General features: G+C 70.4%; 9 protein-coding genes. All 9 read left to right on the plus strand.

The features are described 5' to 3' along the window. Positions 1–5 precede the first annotated feature (5 nt). A complete protein-coding gene (locus HNR07_RS33350) occupies positions 6–197 on the plus strand; it encodes a hypothetical protein (protein ID WP_184370809.1) in 192 nt (63 codons plus the stop codon). Beyond that, positions 194–2,005, plus strand: a complete 1,812-nt coding sequence (locus tag HNR07_RS33355) for an ABC transporter substrate-binding protein (RefSeq protein ID WP_184370811.1) — start codon at positions 194–196, stop codon at positions 2,003–2,005. Before HNR07_RS33350 ends, HNR07_RS33355 begins: the two co-directional genes overlap by 4 nt. 320 nt (positions 2,006–2,325) lie before the next feature. Beyond that, positions 2,326–3,570, plus strand: a complete 1,245-nt coding sequence (gene ccrA / locus HNR07_RS33360) for a crotonyl-CoA carboxylase/reductase (protein WP_184370827.1) — start codon at positions 2,326–2,328, stop codon at positions 3,568–3,570. Positions 3,571–4,299: 729 nt separating this feature from the next. Further along, on the plus strand, positions 4,300–6,990 hold the full coding sequence (locus HNR07_RS33365) for an ATP-binding protein (protein WP_312894044.1): 2,691 nt from the start codon (positions 4,300–4,302) through the stop codon (positions 6,988–6,990). 94 nt (positions 6,991–7,084) lie between these two features. Further along, positions 7,085–7,510: a roadblock/LC7 domain-containing protein gene (locus HNR07_RS33370; RefSeq protein WP_017581967.1), complete on the plus strand. Its 426-nt coding sequence runs from the start codon at positions 7,085–7,087 to the stop codon at positions 7,508–7,510. A 46-nt stretch (positions 7,511–7,556) separates the two neighbouring features. After that, positions 7,557–7,916, plus strand: a complete 360-nt coding sequence (locus HNR07_RS33375) for a DUF742 domain-containing protein (protein WP_013151545.1) — start codon at positions 7,557–7,559, stop codon at positions 7,914–7,916. 22 nt (positions 7,917–7,938) lie between these two features. Continuing rightward, entirely contained in the window at positions 7,939–8,496 is a 558-nt protein-coding gene (locus tag HNR07_RS33380; RefSeq protein ID WP_184373052.1) for a GTP-binding protein, read from the plus strand. A gap of 79 nt (positions 8,497–8,575) precedes the next feature. Then, positions 8,576–9,841, plus strand: a complete 1,266-nt coding sequence (locus tag HNR07_RS33385) for a styrene monooxygenase/indole monooxygenase family protein (RefSeq protein ID WP_184370830.1) — start codon at positions 8,576–8,578, stop codon at positions 9,839–9,841. A gap of 433 nt (positions 9,842–10,274) precedes the next feature. Then, on the plus strand, positions 10,275–18,314 hold the full coding sequence (locus HNR07_RS33390) for a type I polyketide synthase (protein WP_184370833.1): 8,040 nt from the start codon (positions 10,275–10,277) through the stop codon (positions 18,312–18,314). Positions 18,315–18,328 lie beyond the last annotated feature (14 nt).

The raw sequence follows: 18,328 nt of genomic DNA on the forward strand, positions 1-18,328 counted from the left end.
GCGGGTTGCTGCTCCTCATCGGACGCTTCGGCCTGTTCGTCGGGGCATTCCTCACCATCACATGCACCCTCATGGCCGTGTTCACCTCCCCCGGCACAGCCGAGTTCGTCATCACCGTCGTCAGCATCGGTATCGGCCTGGTCGTACTCGCCCTCGGCTGGATCGCCGTCCTTTTCGAAAGGAAACGCCAAGAATGACCCCCACCCCCTCGAACAACGCCCTCCTGAACGAGCTGAGCAGGAGGCGGTTGCTCAAGGCCGTCGGTTTCGGCGCCGTCGGTGTGGCGGGCGCCAGCGCCCTGTCCGCCTGCTCCGGTGGTAACGGTGACAGCGACGGCGTCACCAGGTTCGCCGGTGTCTTCGACTTCGACCTGGACTCCCAGACCCGCAACGTGCACGTCGAGGACGGCGCGCTGCTGATGAACTCCGTCTACCGGGACCTCTTCCTGTGCAGTGGCGCCTTCTACAACTGGGGCGCGCACGAGTGGGACTACCTCCTGCTGGAAGGGCACGAGTGGGACGGCGACGACCTGATCGTCTCCCTGCGCTCGGGTCTGAAGTGGAGCGACGGCACGGACCTGAACGCCGACGACATGGTCCGCAGCTACGCCATGCGCGTCCTGGAGGCCCCCTCGTGGGGCACCGGGTTCCCGCAGGTCCAGGACCTGGAGAAGCTGGACGACCTGAGCGTACGGCTCGGCTTCGAGGACCCGTTCCCCAACATCGAACTGAGCATCCTCAAACACCGCATCGTCTCCAAGACCACGTACGCGGACTTCGGCGAGCAGGCCCTGGACCTGGTCAACGGCGGAGTCCGCCAGGGCGACGACGAGCACCTCGAGTGGAACGCCGAGTTCATCGAGTTCAACCCGGACGAGATCGTGTGCAGCGGCCCCTACAAGTTCGACCGGGCGCAGATGACGGACGCGCGGATCACGCTGGTGCGCAACGAGGACGGCTACCGCGGCACGGAGGTCAACTTCGACGAGGTCGTCGTCCACAAGGGCGACAACCGGCAGTCCGCCCTGCTCGTGCAGCAGGGCGAGGTCGACTACTCCACCCTGGCCCCCTCCGCCGCGGACCAGCAGGCCTTCCAGGGGGTCGAGGGCTTCCGGTGGATCGAGCACCCCGGTTACGACGGCTGCGGCCTGATGTTCAACTACGCCGCCAAGCCCGAGCTGAAGGACGTGCGCGTGCGCAAGGCGCTCGCCTACGTCCTCGACGGCGACCAGATCGGCCAGGTGGCCCGAGGTGAGGCCTACGGCCGGGTCACGCACTACGCGGGCCTGGCCGACATCCAGGCGGAGGAGGTCTTCAGCGCCGAGGAGCTTGAGGACTTCGAGACCTTCGACCAGGACATCGACAAGGCCACGGAGCTTCTGGAGGAGGCCGGTTGGACCAAGGAGGACGGCAAGTGGTACCTCCCCGACGGTGATGAGGCCAGTTTCGAGGTCATCGGTGTCTCGGGTTGGGGCGACTTCGAGCTGACCGCCACCCAGGTCGAGGAGGCGTGGAACAGCTTCGGTATCAAGACCGAGGCGCGCAACGTCCCCGAGGACAACCCGTGGGGTATCTGGGCCGCCGGTGACTTCGAGGTCGCCGTGCGCCACTGGGGCAACCCCGAGCTGCCCGACTACTGGGGCGCCTTCCAGATGAACTTCCTCGCCGAGAACGCGGGTACCGAGGACTCTCCGGGACAGTCCTTCGACCTCAAGGTGGAGAGCCCCTCCCAAGGCGAGGTCGACCTCGAGGAGTTGGTGAACACCGCCCGGCGCGCCGAGTCCGAGGAGGAGCAGAAGGAGGCCGTGCGGGTCATGGCGATCGTCTTCAACGAGTTGCTGCCGCGTATTCCGATCTGGACCTACAAGTACCTCGCCCCGGCCATCGAGGGCGTGCGTGTCCAGTCCTTCGACGATGACCACCCGGCCGCGCAGAACGACATCTACGAGGACAACCCCATCATCCTGGCGCTGATCCAGGGTGATCTGACCCCGAACGAGGGCTGATTCCCGAACCCCGCCCGGTCCCACCGGGCGGGATGAGTGATCCCCTGTAGGGGCGAGTGCCCGCGGCCTCGCCCCTACAGGCGTGTCCGGGAGCGGTGCCGTGGGCGGACCCGAACGTGAGTCCGGGGTATTACGGGCGTGCGGGAGTTTGTCCACCGGGGGGCCGTTTGTGCGCGTTCGGGGGCGATGAGGGTAGTCTCCCGTGCATTCGCACGCGCATCCGCGTCGTCGCCCTCCGACCCGACCGCCCCGCAACCCCGCCCCGCTCCACACCCCTTGTTCGCCCCCCTGCTCCCGGCCCTCGAAAGGACTGGTGCACCATGCCCAAGGACCTGTACGACCTCGGAGAGGTTCCGCCGCTGGGCCACGTGCCCGAGCGGATGCACGCCTTCACCATCCGGCGGGAGCGCTACGGCGAGCCCCGGGATGCCTTCGCCCACGAGATCGTGCCGGTGCCGGAGCTCAAGCCTGGCCACGTCCTCGTCTACACGATGGCCGCGGGCATCAACTACAACAACATCTGGGCGGCCAAGGGCCACCCGGCGGACGTCATCGCCGCGCGGGAGAAGGCGGGCGAGCCCGAGGACTACCACATCGGCGGATCCGACGGCTCCGGCGTGGTCTGGGCCGTGGGGGAGGGCGTGCGCGGGGTCGAGGTCGGCGACCACGTCATCATCGCCTCGGGCCAGTGGGACGAGAGCTCGGACGACATCCGCATGGGCGGTGACCCCATCGCCTCCAAGAGCATGCGCGTGTGGGGCTACGAGCACAACTTCGGGTCATTCGGCCAGTTCACCCTGGTCCAGGACGTCCAGTGCCACCGCAAGCCGGAGAACCTGACCTGGGAAGTCGCGGCCGGTTTCCTGGCCAGCGCCGCCACCTCCTACCGGCAGCTCTTCGGCTGGTACCCCAACGTCGTGCGCCCGGGCGACCCGGTGCTGATCTGGGGCGGCGCGGGCGGTCTGGGCACCTCCGCGATCCAGCTGGCCCGCCAGGCGGGCGGCAAGCCGATCGCCGTGGTCTCCACCCCGGAGAAGGCCGAGCTGTGCCGCGAACTCGGCGCCGTCGGCACGATCCTGCGCACCGAGTTCGACCACTGGGGCCGGGTCCCCGACGAGAGCGACCCCCAGGCCTTCGCGGCGTGGATGCGCGGTGCGCGGTCCTTCGGCAGGAAGTTCTGGGAGGAGCTGGGAGAGCGGCGCTCGCCCCGGATCGTCTTCGAGCACACCGGGGCCGACACCCTGCCCACCTCCCTGTACCTGTGCGACAACTCCGGGATGGTGGTGATCTGCGGTGCCACCTCGGGTTTCCAGGCCGACGTGGACCTGCGCTTCCTGTGGATGCGGCTCAAGCGGCTCCAGGGCTCGCACTTCGCCTCGCCCGCGCAGTGCCGCATGGTGATCGATCTGGTCGCGGGCGGCCAGCTCGACCCCTGTGTGACCAAGACCGTACCCTTCGACGAGATCGGTGAGGCGCACCAGTTGATGCGGGACAACAAGCAGCCGCCGGGGAACACGGCGGTCCTGGTCAACGCCGCTCCGGGGCAGTTCGGGCTGGACCTGTGACCCGGACCGCGAGCTGACGTCTCCCTCTGACGCAGGGACCTCCGGGTGTCACTGAGAGAGAGGTGACACCCGGCAAGAATCCGACAAAGCACCTCAAATCGACCGGATTTCGCATGGGTTGAGTAGCTTGTTTCTCAGTGTTCACGCACGTCAGAAGGGTATGGTCCGGCGCTCTTTCGGTGCTTCTTTGATTCTTCTGTCAAACTGGGCATCCTTTGTTAGTCTGACGAACCGAACGACGGTTCCCGGTGGAAGAACAGCAATTGTGTGGAGCGCGGACACTTGTCCTGCGGATCGGGCTCGCGGCGCCGATCCCGCTGTCACAACGCGCATGCGCTCCCACCACGGACGGAGCCGTCGAGGCGTTCCCCCGGCGTTCGGGACGCCTGGTCGTATCACGGGTCGAAAAAGACCCAGGAAACGATTTCCTCCCTGGTCAGGGCGGTGGTGCGGGGCCACCGCCAATCCGCCCACCTGATTCGAGGAGACGAGATTGTGGCACAGGCGCAGTCACCGCACGAGCGCGATGACCACTCCCTGGCCAAGATGAAGTCGACGGAGGATGGGCACGGAACAAGGCGTGAGGGAAGGTTTCGCCGGGCCATCTCCCGGATGGTCAAGTCCCAGACATCCTCGTCATCGGAGAGCGAGCAAGGACATCCCGTGCATCAGCCCGTGCATCCGCACTCGCGGAACCCCGACCAGACGGCGGACGGCGAGGAGACAGCCGTGACGGAGCCCCCCACCGGACCCTTCTCCGCGTCCGCCGAGAACGGTTACCGCCCCACCTCCCGGACGAGCGTCCCGAACCCCTACACGACCAGGAGCGTCGACGTCGATGATGTCGACACCGGCGCCAACCCGGTTGGTCAGTGGCGCGGCGTCGGACTGGACGAGCCCGAACCGCGCAACCCGTACACCCCCGCCACCACGGACACCATGACCGACAACCCCACACCGGAGGGCCCCACCATGCCAGGGAGCCCCACGCCAGGTAACACGGAGCGGCCCGAGGCCCCTGTGCAGTCGGCGGCACCGGCCTCTTCCGCCCCCGAGCCCGCGGCCGACCACCGGTCGACGCCGGGGCAGCACACCGCCCGCGAACCCCACCGCCCCGAAGCCCAGCTGCCCGAGCCCCAGGCCCCACCCCAGGAGTCGCAGCTCCACGAATCCCAGCCGCGGTGGCCCGCGGCCGAGTCCTCGGCGTCCGGTAGCCAGTGGGAGCCCCAGCAGGCGCCCTACGAGCCGCGACGGTACGCCGACCGCCCGCAGGCCCCCTACGAGCCGCCGCACCGCGATCAGGCCCGCCCCCAGGGGGCGGAGCAGGGCCAGGAGCACCGGCCTGCCGGGCACGACCCCCAGGCCCCCCTCGGGTACCAGGGTCACCCGGACCCGAACGGCTACCGGGACCACCAGGGTTACCAGCAAGCACAGCGTTTCGAGCAGGCACAGGGTTATCAGCAAGCGCAGGGCCTCCGGGGGCAGAGCTACCCAGACCCGGGCCACCCGGGCCAGGGCTACCCGGCAGACCGGCGCGGCCCCCAGTACCCGGGCAGCCAGTACCCGGGCAGCCAGTACCCGGGCAGCCAGTACCCGGGCAGCCAGTACTCCGACAGCTCGTACCCCGGCAGCCCGTACCCCGAGAGCCAGCAGGGACGTCCCGGCCACCCGGGAGGCCCGCGCGGCCACCAGGGCCAGCCGCCCGCACCCTACCCGTATCCGCAGGCCGAGTACCCGCCGCAGCCGCCCGTGCCGCCGCTACAGCACTACCCGGTGCACTACGCCCACCCGCAGCCGCTGCCCTACCAGAGCGCATACCCGCTGCCCTACCAGCCGCCCGGTTACGTGCTCCCGGGGCAGCCGGTGATCTACCCGGGCCAGTTCGGTGCCTACGGCCAACCCAACCCGTACGGCCAGCCGGTGCAGCACGTGATCGTGCTCGCCGCCGGACAGCAGCCGCAGGTGGTCACCGCCGAGTCGGCCGCCACGCTCTTCGCGGAGCGCAGCGAACCGACTGTCTCCCAGGAGGTGCGTCAGGACAAGGCGCTCACCCGTTCAGGGACGGACGAAGAGGCCGCCCCCGAGCACTCCGAGGGGGCGGCCCAGGCGCAGCCGTCCGCCAAGTCCCCGAAACAGACCGACCCGGCGGCCGCGGTCGACGCACCCGTTGCCGAGCATCCGGCCAAGGACACCGCCGAGGAGACCACGGAGGAGAAAGCCGAGGCAGCCGCGGCGGCCAAGGCGGAGGTGGCCGAGGCCGTCTCCGAGGCCCTGCTCAACCCGGAGGCCGGATCCGGGGGCAGAATCCTCAACGAGGCGCTGGCCGGGCTGGCCATGCGCGACCTCTCCCTGGTCGACGCCCTACTGGAGACGGTCGAGGCGCTGGAGACCGATGCCCAGGACCCCGACCTCCTGGACAAGCTCTTCCAGATCGACAACTTCGCCACCCGTATGCGACGCAACGGGGAGAACTTCCTGGTGCTGACCGGGCACGACGGCGGCGAGTCCGACGCCCACGACGAGATCGTCCCCCTGCTCGACGTCGCCCGCGCCGCGACCTCGGAGATCAAGGACTATCCCAGGGTCAGCCTGGGCAAGCTCCCGCAGGCCTCCATCACCGGTCTGGCCGCCGACGACATCAGTCACCTCCTGGCCGAGCTGCTGGACAACGCCACCGCCAACTCGCCCGAGCACTCACAGGTGGTGATCAGCGCCCGCGAGCTGGAAGACGGCCGCCTGATGATCATCGTCGAGGACGAGGGCGTGGGCATCCCCGAGGACCAGCTGGCCGAACTCAACGGCCGCCTCAGCGGTGAGCCGGTCCTGGACGACGAGGTACCCAAGCACATGGGCCTGTACGTGGCCAGCCGGATCGCGAAGAAGCACGGCCTGGAGACCAGGCTGGAGCCGCGCTCCTTCCGCGGGCTCAGCGCCTTCACGATCGTCCCCAAGGGGCTCCTGCGCGTGGCCACGCCCCGCCAGCCCGGACAGACCCGTACCTCCATGATTCCCAGCACGAGCGCCCCCGTGACCTCGACCGGCCCCATCCCGCAGCAGCCCGCCAACGGCAAGCCGCTCAACGGCAGCGGCAGCAACGGCGGCGGCGCGAACGGCAACGTGGCCGCCGGTCCCGGCGCCTCCAAGGACGCACCGCCCGCGACCACCGGCGGTACCTCCGCGGTCACCGCCGCCGGCCTGCCCCGGCGCAGCGCCACCCCGCACGGTTCGCCGCTGCGGATGATGCCGCACCCCGGAGCGCTCTCGGAGACCCCGCCGCCCCCGCCGAAAGGCCGGGAGGACACCCCGCCCAAGCTCACCGGGCAGGCCCGGGCAGAGCAGATCCGCGACGAGATCGGCGACTTCCTCGACGGGGAACGCGCCGCCATCGAGGGCGAGGAGCTCGAGGGCGACAAGGAATGACCTCCAACGCTGCGGCCCGCGCCCTGGGCGCGGGCCCCCACACCCCAGACCCCCAGCGAACACGACACTCGGCCGAGGCAGGTAGAGCACAAGCATGACTGAATCCACGAACGACAGCGTTGAGAACTTCTCGTGGCTCATCGACCGGTTCGTCCGGGACGTGCGCGGTGTGGAGCACGCCGTGGTGGTCTCCTCCGACGGCCTGGTCCTGACCCACTCCAGCGACTTCCCCGAGGAGCACGCCGAGCAGCTCGCGGCGATCTCCAGCGGTCTGCACAGCCTGGCGGTCGGCGGGGCCAGTCTGTTCCAGCGAGGAGAGTGCGAGCAGCTCCTCGTCCGCTTCAACCACGGCCACCTCTTCATCATGGCCATCAGTGACGGTTCCTGCATGGCGGTGCTCACCGCACCCGGTACCGAGCTGAAGATCGTCGGTTTCCAGATGGCCAAGCTCGTGGACAACGTCGCCCACGTGCTCACTCCGCAGCTGCGCTCGCAGCTGCGCGAGGTCATCCAGAACTGACGACGGTGACCCGTAACGGTTCGGCAGGAATGAGGTTGCCGCGGCTATGAGCTTCCGCAGGCGAAGGAGTAACCGTGTTCGCCCGTTCACCTTCACGGGTGGGCGGACGCGGTCACGGCATCCGCTGATGGTGCAAACCCTGGTCTCGACGTCCGAGCCCGGGCAGGAACCTCCTGGCACCCTCATGCCGGAGTCGATCAGTATTTACAAACTGTGCCGGGAGACGCGGTCTCTCGCCGAGGTGTCGGCCGAGCTGAACATCCCCCTGGGAGTCACTCAGGTTCTGGTCAGTGACCTGGCCGAGCAGGACCTGGTGTACATCCACCCGACCATCACCGGCAGCAGTCCGTCCGAAAACCAGGTTCTGGAGAGGGCTCTTCGTGGTCTCGAACGACTTTTCCAGTGACAACAGGTCGAATCGCAAGAAGATGTCGAGCAAGATCGTCATCGCCGGTGGCTTCGGTGCCGGCAAGACGACCTTGGTGCGCTCGGTGTCGGAGATTCCGCCGGTCACGACTGAAGCGATCATGACCGAGGCCAGTGTCGGGCACGACGACACCTCGGTCACACCCGACAAGACGACGACCACCGTCGCGATGGACTTCGGCCGCATCACCATCGACGACGAACTGGTCATGTACATGTTCGGCACGCCGGGCCAGGCCCGGTTCTGGTTCATGTGGGACGATCTGGTCCGCGGCGCCGTGGGCGCCGTCGTCGTGGTCGACTGCCGCAGGCTCGCGGATTCCTTCGACGCCGTCGACTACTTCGAGACCAGCAAACGCATTCCCTACATCGTTGCGCTGAACAAGTTCGAGGGCCGTCTGGACTACACCTCCGAGCAGGTCCGCGAGGCTCTGGAAGTCAGCCCGGAGGTCCCTATCATCGATTTCGACGCCAGGCACAGGACGTCCGGCGGCGACGTGCTCAAGACGCTGTTGCGGTACGCGCTCGAGCACAACCGTGCGAGCGAGCCCGTCGCCTGACAGGCAGGGAGCGTGTGGACCCCCAACCGGTCGATCCTCCCCACGGCCCCGTAGGTTCCCCAGGAAAGTTAGCGACACAATGCGCAAGATCCTTATCGTCGGCGCTGGCCACGCCGGTCTGCACCTGGCTCACGGTCTCCTGACCCATGGCTACGACGTCACGGTGATCACGGGGCAGTCCTCCACTGAGATCCGTACGGGGCGGTCCTCCGTCACGCAGTTCACCCTCCCCACGTCGCTGAACCACGAGCGTGAGTACGACCTCGACCTGTGGAGCGTGCTCTGTCCGCAGGTCCGCAACCAGAGGATCCACCTCTATCCCGGCAAGGACAAACCGGCCCTGTCCTTCGTGGGCCGGACAGGCAGGGCCAACGACTACATGGTGTCGGTGGACCGCCGGGTGAAGATGGCCGACTGGCTGGAGTTCTTCGAGGACCGCGGGGGCAAGGTCGTCATCCACGGCGTCACCGTGACCGACCTCGACTACTTCTCCCGCATGTTCGACCTGATCATCGTCGCGGTCGGCCACGGAGAGCTCGGCCAGCTGTTCGACTACGACCAGAGCCGGTTCAGCGGAGCCAGGCCCCGGTCCATGGCCCAGGCACTGATCTACGACGTCTGGCCGGACGCCGGCGACGACCCCAACGTCGGCTGGGCGGCCTCGGCCGCCGACGCCGGGAACACCATCCTCATGCCGATCCTCAGCCAGGAGGGCCCCTGCCACGCCCTGGTCATGGTGGACAAGCGCGGCGGGCCCATGGACGCCTGGCCCGACCGGCCGGGCCCCGAGGAACAGCTGCGCCGCATGAAGGACCTGATGCGTCGCTACGCGCCGGAGTACTACGAGCGCATCAAGGACGCGGCGTTGGTGGAAGGGTTCGGCAGTACCCTGACCGACGAGGTCACGCCCCAGGTGCGCAACCCCGTCGGTGTCCTGCCCTCCGGGGGGAGGGTGCTGGGTATGGCCGACGTCGTCGTCACGATGGACCCCTACGTCGGCCAGAGCTGGAACAACTCCATGCACTGCGCGAAGGCCTACCTTGAGGCGATCATGGAGCACGGGGACCGTGATTTCGACGAGGACTTCCTGGTCAGTGCGTTCGATCGGTTCTGGGAATTCGGTCTGCACAACCAGCTGTGGTCGGAAATGAATTCCACCATGTGGGACCAGGGTGACCTGCCGGATTACTTCCACGATCTCATCGACGGTGCTCAGCGCTACCCGGAGATCGCTGACCGGTGGATTCAGGGCTGGGACCACCCGCCTGACTACGCCTCTTGGCTCCTCCAGCCGGAGGAGGCGCTGAAGTACCTGGCCGAAGTCCGGGCGCGCAACGGGGGGTGAGCCGGGCCTGGAACACTTCGGCATGCCCAATGTCCACGGACATTGGGCATTTCTATTCGGTAACGAAGCTGTTAAATCCCTGGTTGTGTCGTGTTCTGAATGTGGTGGCGCTAATGACCGAAAACTAGGGTTCCGTTGTCATCTGTCCTGAATCGCGGATACCATCCACCCTGCGTATGACTCAAAACCGCATGTGAGGTACGTGTGGTTCATGCGTCAATGGAGTTGTATGCGGCTTGCTTGTCCTGTCTGTCGATTCTCCGGAGCACGCGGATTTCGCTGACGGGGCCCGTGACGGTCACTTCTGGACCTGACCTGTGCAAAGAGGGCGGTGCGCGTGCATCTTCACGTGACGGGCAAGCCAACCCCGTGACATGACCCCGGGCCGGGACCCGCCCGGGGTGAGCACGTCGAGTTCGACCGGAGGAACGCGATGACCAGGGACGTTGACAGCGATAACGTGACCCGCTCGCCCATCGCGGTCGTGGGCTTGGCCTGCCGTCTTCCGGGGGCTTCGACCCCGGACTCCTTCTGGCGGCTGCTGTGCGAGGGCCGTGAGGCCATCACCCCGCCGCCGGAACGGCTCGGGTGGACCCCGCTTGAGCGGGACCACCGGTGGGGCGGCTACCTGGACCGCGCGGAGGACTTCGACGCCGCCTTCTTCGGAGTCTCCTCGCGTGAGGCGGTGGCCATGGATCCCCAGCAGCGGTTGATGCTCGAACTCAGCTGGGAGGCGGTCGAGAACGCGCGCACCGCCCCCGACAGCCTGCGCGGCACGAGGACCGGCGTCTTCACCGGGGCGATCTCCTCCGACTACTCGCTCCTCCTGCGGGACACGCCCGCATCACACCACAGCCTGACCGGCGGCCAGCGCGGCATGATCGCCAACCGCGTCTCCTACTCGCTCGGCCTGCGAGGGCCGAGTATGACCGTGGACAGCGGGCAGTCCTCTTCCCTGGTCAGCGTGCACACGGCGATGGAGAGCCTGCGCAGCGGCGAGTGCGACCTTGCGCTGGCCGGCGGTGTCAACCTCATCCTGCTGCCCGAGAGCACCGAGTACGTGGCCCAGTTCGGTGGCCTCTCTCCCGACGCCCACTGCTACACTTTCGACGCCCGCGCCAACGGATACGTCCGCGGCGAGGGCGGGGCCGTGGTCGTCCTCAAACCGTTCGACCGTGCGCTGGCCGACGGCGACCACGTTTACGCGGTCCTGGCCGGCGGCGCGATCAACAACTCCGGCCCCACCTCCTACCTGGCCCGCCCCGAACCCGAGGGCCAGGCGGAAGCCGTGCGGGCGGCCCACCGCAGGGCCGGGATCGACCCCTCGCAGGTGGGCTACGTCGAACTGCACGGCACGGGCACCCCGGTGGGCGACCCGGTCGAGGCCACCGCGCTCGGCACGGTCTTCTCCGGGTGCTCCGGCGCCCTGCGCGTGGGCTCGGCCAAGACCAACGTGGGACACCTGGAGGGCGCGGCCGGGATCGTCGGCCTGTTGAAGGTCGTGCTCAGCCTCTCCCACGGCCTGCTGCCCCCCACCCGGAACTTCGCCGAGCCCAATCCCGCGATCGACCTCGAAGGGCTGGGACTGGTTCCGCAGACCGTCCGGGAGCCGTGGCCGACCGACACCCCGCTGGCGGGCGTGTCCTCCTTCGGCATGGGCGGGACCAACTGCCACCTCGTACTGGCTCCGCCGCCCCGGCGCTCTCCGGACACACCCAACCCGGCCTCGGGGGAGGGCACGCTCGACCCCGTGCCCTGGGTCCTCTCGGCCCGTTCGGAGGAGGCGCTGCGCGCCCAGGCGTCGGTCCTGCACTCCTTCGTGTCCAAGAGGCCCGGCCTGCGACCCGAGGACGTGGGTTACTCACTGGCCGCCACCCGCACGGTCATGGAGCACCGCGCGGTCATCCTCGCCTCCGCGGGTAGCGGCACGCGCGAACTGGAGTCCGTCCGGCCCTCCGGCACCCCGGTCATCGTCCGTGACGGACGCGGTCCGGTGCTGGTCTTCCCGGGACAGGGCGGGCAGTGGGAGGGCATGGCCCGCGCCCTCCTGGACGGCGACGGCCAGCTCGCCCGGGTCTTCGGCCGCAGACTCCGGGAGTGTGAGCGAGCCCTGGACCCCTACGTGGACTGGTCCCTCACCCGGGTGCTGCGCGGGGAGCCGGGGGCGCCGCGCTACGCCGGCTCCGGGGCCCGCGTCGACGTCGTCCAGCCGGTCCTGTGGGCGGTCATGGTGGCGCTGGCCCGGGTGTGGGAGGCCATGGGGGTGCGCCCCGCTGCGGTGATCGGCCACTCCCAGGGCGAGATCGCCGCGGCCCATGTGGCCGGGGTGCTGACCCTGGAGGACGCCGCCAAGGTGGTGGCTCTGCGCAGTCAGGCCCTCACCGCGCTCGGCGGCAGCGGGGCCATGGCCTCGCTCGGACTGTCCGCGGAGCACGCCCAGGAACTCCTCGACTCACTGACCGACCTGCACCTGGCCGCGGTCAACGGCCCCGAGTCCGTGGTGGTCTCCGGCAGCCCCGCCTCGGTGCGCGCCGCCGTGGACCACTGCGTGGACGCCGGAGTGCACGCCGCGCTGGTCGATGTCGACTACGCCTCGCACTCCGCGCACGTCGAACAGGTCCGCGAGACCCTGCTCGAACAGCTGGCCGACGTCAGGCCGCGCCCGGCCCGGATCCCGGTCCTGTCGACCCTGACCGGTGGGGAGCTGGGTGAGGACGGACCGGCCATGGACGCCCGGTACTGGTACCTGGGGCTGCGCAACCCCGTCCGCTTCGCCGACACCGTGGCCCTGGCCGCGGCCGACGGCCACACCGCCTTCGTCGAGGTCGGTCCGCATCCGGTCCTCGCCCACGGGATCGAGCGCGTGCTGGCCGCCCGCCAGGTGCGCGGCGCGGTCCTGGAGACCCTGCGCCGGGACCGGGGAGACCAGGCCCAGCTGCTGACCGCGGCCGCCCAGGCGTTCACCTCCGGTCTGGACGTTGACTGGGAGAACCTTTTCAGGGGGTCGGGCGCGCACCGGATCGACCTGCCCACCTACCCCTTCCAGCGCACCCGTTATTGGCCCGAGCGCATCCCGGCCGTGCTGACCGCCGAGGCCCCGGCGGCACCCGGAACCGGTGACGAGACGGTGCCCCCGGGGGACGGCGGCACCGTTCGGCTGGTGGCGTCCCTGAGCGCCCGGATCCTCGAAGAGGACGGTCTGGACCCCGCGGACGAACAGCGCGCCTTCCGTGACCTCGGTTTCGACTCCATCATGCTGCTGGAGCTGGCCGACCTCGTGGAGGAGGAGACCGGGATCCGCCTGGACGACGCCGTCCTCTTCGAGCTGCCCACTCCGGCCGCGCTCGCCGGACACCTCGCCCGGGAACTGGGCGAGGAGCCGGGCGGGTCGGTACCCCCACCGGTGGAGTCCGCGCCGCGCACTCCGGCCGCCCCGGTCGGTTCGATGCCCGCCGCCTCCGGCGACGACCCGATCGCCATCACCGCGATGGCCTGCCGACTGCCCGGCGGGGTGCGCTCCCCGGAACAGCTGTGGCGGTTGGTGGAGGAGGGAACCGATGCCATCGGGCCCTTCCCGGAGAACCGTGGCTGGGACCTCGACTCGCTCTACGACCCCGAACCCGGCACTCCCGGGCGCACCTACACGCGCGAGGGCGGATTCCTCCACGACGCCGACCTCTTCGACCCCGGCTTCTTCGGGATCAGCCCTCGGGAGGCGGACGCCATGGACCCCCAGCAGCGGCTGCTGCTGGAGACCTCCTGGGAGGCTGTCAGGCGGGCCGGCATGGACCCCGCGAGCCTGCGCGGCCAGCAGGTGGGCGTGTTCGTCGGGGCGATGCCCACCGAGTACGGTGCGCGCCTGGCCGACCCGGCCAGCAGCACGGACGGCGGATACCGGCTCACCGGCAGCACGCTGAGCGTGGCCTCCGGCCGCATCGCCTACGTGCTCGGTCTGAACGGCCCTGCCCTGACCATCGACACCGCCTGCTCGGGATCACTGGTCGCCCTGCACCAGGCGGCCGCGGCCCTGCGCCGGGGCGAGTGCTCCATGGCCCTGGCCAGTGGCGCGACCGTCATGGCCACCCCCGGCATGTTCCTGGAGTTCTCCGCCCAGCGCGGCCTGTCCCCGGACGGCCGCTGCCGCGCCTTCGGTGCCGGGGCCGAGGGGACGTCCTGGTCGGAGGGGGTCGGTGTGCTCCTGCTCGAACCGGCTTCCCAGGCGCGCCGCAACGGTCGGCCCGTGCTGGCTCTGCTGCGGGGCAGCGCCGTCAACTCCGACGGGGCCTCCAACGGCCTGACCGCCCCCAACCCGGAGGCCCAGGAACGGGTGATCCGGCAGGCCCTGGCCTCGGCGGGGCTGACCCCCGGTGAGGTGGACGCGGTCGAGGCGCACGGTACGGGCACCCGGCTCGGCGACCCCATCGAGGCCCGTGCCCTGATGTCGGTCTACGGTGGCGAGCGCGAGCACGACCTGCTGCTGGGTTCGCTCAAGTCCAACATCGGCCACACCCAGGCCGCCGCGGGGGTGGCCGGGGTGATCAAGACCGTGGAGGCGCTGCGACACGGACGCCTGCCCCGGACCCTGCACGCCGAGGAGCCCACCGACCGGGTCGAGTGGAAGGGCAGCGGTGTCCGGCTGCTGTCCGAGGGGGCGGAGTGGCCCGACACCGGTCGGCCCCGGCGGGCGGCGGTGTCCTCCTTCGGGATCAGCGGTACCAACGCGCACGTGGTGTTGGAGGGGGTGGCTGACGAGGGCGCCCCGGTCACGGTGCCCGACGACCCCTTCCGGCGGTCCCGCCACTGGCTGACGCCGAGCGAGCCGGAGGCCCGACCGGCGGAGTCGGCGGTGCCACTGCTCGACGAAGGACTCACCCTGGCGGACGGGGGAGTGGTGTTCCGGGGGCGGGTCTCCGTCGCGGACCATCCCTGGGCGGCCGAGCACCGTGTGCTCGGCCGGGTGATGTTCCCCGGGACCGCGCTGCTGGACCTGGTCGCCAGGGCCGGGCGGAGCGTCGGCGGGGACACCGTCGCCGACCTGGTGCTGGAGGCCCCTCTGACACTGGGCCGGGACGGGACGGCGGAGATCCAGATCATCGTCGCCGCTCGCGACGTGCTGGGGCACCGCGAGGTGAACGTGTACGCACGGCGCGGGGCCCGTGACGACACCCCGTGGATACGGTACGCCTCCGGCTCCGTGACCGGCGCGCGCCCTGCCGATGCCGCCGCCGGGGACACCGCCCCGGAGACCGGCGATGGCCTCGGTACCCTGCCGCCGGAGGGCGCCGAGCGGATCCCGGTCGACTACACCGACCTGCGCGCCCTGGGTTATGACTACGGTCCGGCCTTCCAAGGGCTGCGGTCGGCGCACCGGCACGGGGACGAACTCTTCCTGGAGGTCGAGCTACCGGACACCGCTGGTGGGAACGGGGCTTTCCACGGTCCTCACCCGGCCCTGACCGACGCCGTCCTGCACGCGGTGCTGCCCGGGGGCGATGCCGAGGTCCGCCACGGCCCCATGGTGCCGTTCGCCTGGACCGGGGTCCGGCTGGCTCCGGCCGGAGGAGAGGAACCCTCCCGGAGTCTGAGGGCGCGACTCACCCCGCTGGGCGACGACCGCTACCGGCTGCTCGCCACCGACACCGGGGGCGTTCCGCTCTGGACCGTGGACGAGCTGCTCCTGCGGCCTCTGGACGAGGACGCGCTGCCCGAGCCCGAGCCGGGCGAACTCCCGGAACTGTACGAGTTGGTGTGGGAGCAGGTGGCACCGCCTTCGGAACCGGAGGCCGAGGGCCCCTCTCCCAGGCCCCTGCCCGCTCTCGGTGATCTGGAGCCGCAGGGACCCGTACCGGAGCTGGTCTGTGTCGAACTGCCCGCCTCCGCGGTCTACGCCGAGGGCGACGCCCTGCCCGACGCGGTCCGGCAGGGGCTGGAATCGGCCCTGGAATCGGTCCGCGCGTGGCTGGCGGACGAGCGCACGGTCGACTCCCGACTGGTCCTGGTCACCTGGCGGGCGGTGACCACCCACCGAGGGGAGCCGTTCCCCGGGGTCGCCGCCGGTCCGGTCTGGGGCCTGCTCCGTACGGCCCAGCGCGAGCACCCCGGTCGTCTGGTGCTGCTGGACTCCGACGGTGCCGAGGAGTCCCACCAGGTGCTGGGCGCGGCGCTCGGACTCGACGAACCGCAGATCGCCCTGCGTGCGGGCACCGTCCTGGTACCCCGGCTGAGAAGGTCGACGGACGCTGCGGAGGGGGTCCTGGCCCCGCCCGGTCGCCTGTGGCGCGCGGACACCCGGAGCCCGGGCTCGCTGGACGCACTGGAGGCCGTGCCCTCGCCCGCGGCCGGGGCTCCGCTGGCCCCCTCCGAGGTGCGCCTGTCCGTCCGGGCCGCCGGGGTGAACTTCCACGACGTGGTCACCGCCCTGGGCGTGGTCGACGACGGTGTGGGGGTCGGCATCGAGGGCGCCGGGGTCGTCCTGGAGACCGGTGCGGACGTGACGGACCTGGCCCCCGGTGATCGGGTGGCCGGTATGTTCGACGGAGCCTTCGGGCCCTTCGCCGTGGCGGACCGCGCCCGACTGGCCCGGATACCCGAGGGGTGGACCTTCGAGCAGGCGGCGGCCGTCCCGGTGGCCTTCCTGAGCGCCTACCACGGTTTGGTGGACCTGGCCGCGGTGCGCCCCGGCGAGAGCGTGCTCGTGCACGCGGCCGCCGGGGGCGTGGGCACCGCCGCCGTCCAGCTCGCCCAACACATGGGCGCCAGGGTGTTCGGCACCGCCAGCCCGCACAAGTGGTCCGGGCTGGCCGCCTACGGCCTGACCCCGGAGCGGCTGGCCTCCTCCCGCACGCTGGAGTTCGAGTCCCGGTTGAAGGAGGCCAACGACGGTCGGGGCCTGGATGTGGTCCTCAACTCGCTGACCGGCGAGTTCGTGGACGCCTCGTTGCGCCTGTTGCGCTCGCCCAAGGACGGTCGCGGACCGGGGGGCCGGTTCGTGGAGATGGGCAAGACCGATATCCGCGACGCCGACGGAGTGGCGGCCGAGTACCCGGGTTGCACCTACGACGCGTTCAGCCTGCCGGACGTGGACCCGGAACGGATCGGCCACATGCTCGCCCGGGTGATGGAGCTGTTCGAGGAGGGCGCCCTCCACCCGCTGCCCACCACCGTGTACGACATCGGCGAGGTCCAGGAGGCCTTCCGCGCCCTCCAGCGCGGCGAGACCGTCGGAAAGCTGGTCCTGCGCGTCCCCGCGCCCTTCCCGATCGAGGGCACGACGCTGATCACCGGAGGCACCGGCGGGCTCGGCCACCGCCTGGCCCGCCACCTGGTCACCGGGTACGGGGTCCGGAACCTGCTGCTGCTCGGCCGCCGCGGCCCGGACACCCCCGGGCAGGCGGAGCGGACCGCCCAGCTCGAGGCGCTCGGCACCCGCGTGGAGGTCGTCGCCTGCGACGCGGCCGACCGCGAGGACCTGGCCCGTGTGCTGGCCGAGGTGCCGCGGGAGCGCCCGCTGTGCGCCGTGGTGCACGCCGCCGGCGCCCTCGACGACGCCACGGTTGCCTCTTTGACCACCGAGCAGCTGCACGCCGTGCTCCGGCCCAAGGTCGACGCGGCGTGGAACCTGCACGAGCTCACTGACGATCTGGCGTCCTTCGTCCTGTTCTCCTCCGCGGTTGGGGTGCTGGGCAACCCGGGGCAGGCGAACTACGCGGCGGCCAACGCCTTCTGCGACACCCTGGCCCACCTCAGGCGTGACGCCGGTCAGCCGGCCGTCTCGCTGTCGTGGGGGCTCTGGGCCGGGGGCAGCGGGATGACGGGTCACTTGGACGGGGCCGATCTCGCCGCTCTCGGCCGGAACGGACTGCGGCCGATGCGGCCCAGCGCGGCGCTCGGCCTCTTCGACACCGCCCTTGCCCGAAACCCGGTCCACGCCGTGCCCGCGTGGCTCACCCCGGCCGCCGACGTCAGCGTCTTCCGAGGGCTGCTGCCCGAACCCGGGGCCGGCCCCGCCCCGGTCTCCGCTGCCGCTTCCGGAGCCGGGGGCGGGACCGGAGCAGGTGAGCTCGGGGACCCCGCCGCGCGCTTCGCTGCCATGGAGGCGGGAGAACGGACCCGTGCCCTGCTGGACGAGGTCCGCGCGCACACCGCCGTGGTCCTGGGCCACCGGGCCGAATCGGCGGTCCGTGTGGACCCCGACCGCCCCTTCACCGAACAGGGCACGGACTCACTCACCGGCGTCGAGCTGCGCAACCGGCTCAGCACAGCGGTCGGTGTGCGAGTACCGGCCACGGCCGTCTTCGACCACCCCACGCCCCGGGCCCTGGCCCGGCTGCTCGACAGTCTCGTGAACCCGGAACCCCCGGCTGAGACCGGGCGGACCGAGACGCCTCCGGCGGAGGACGGAGGCCAGGACGCCATCGACGCCATGGGCGTCGACGAACTGGTGGACCTCGCTCTGCGGGGACCGAGCGTATGACGAGGAGACTGGGT

This window comes from Nocardiopsis metallicus, assembly GCF_014201115.1.
Taxonomy (GTDB): Bacteria; Actinomycetota; Actinomycetes; order Streptosporangiales; family Streptosporangiaceae; genus Nocardiopsis; species Nocardiopsis metallicus.

Coding starts and splice junctions, on each gene's coding strand:
- HNR07_RS33385 (WP_184370830.1), top strand. CDS start 8,576: ATGCGCAAGATCCTTATCGTCGGCGCTGGCCACGCCGGTCTGCACCTG.
- HNR07_RS33375 (WP_013151545.1), top strand. CDS start 7,557: ATGAGCTTCCGCAGGCGAAGGAGTAACCGTGTTCGCCCGTTCACCTTC.
- ccrA (WP_184370827.1), top strand. CDS start 2,326: ATGCCCAAGGACCTGTACGACCTCGGAGAGGTTCCGCCGCTGGGCCAC.
- HNR07_RS33390 (WP_184370833.1), top strand. CDS start 10,275: ATGACCAGGGACGTTGACAGCGATAACGTGACCCGCTCGCCCATCGCG.
- HNR07_RS33370 (WP_017581967.1), top strand. CDS start 7,085: ATGACTGAATCCACGAACGACAGCGTTGAGAACTTCTCGTGGCTCATC.
- HNR07_RS33355 (WP_184370811.1), top strand. CDS start 194: ATGACCCCCACCCCCTCGAACAACGCCCTCCTGAACGAGCTGAGCAGG.
- HNR07_RS33380 (WP_184373052.1), top strand. CDS start 7,939: ATGTCGAGCAAGATCGTCATCGCCGGTGGCTTCGGTGCCGGCAAGACG.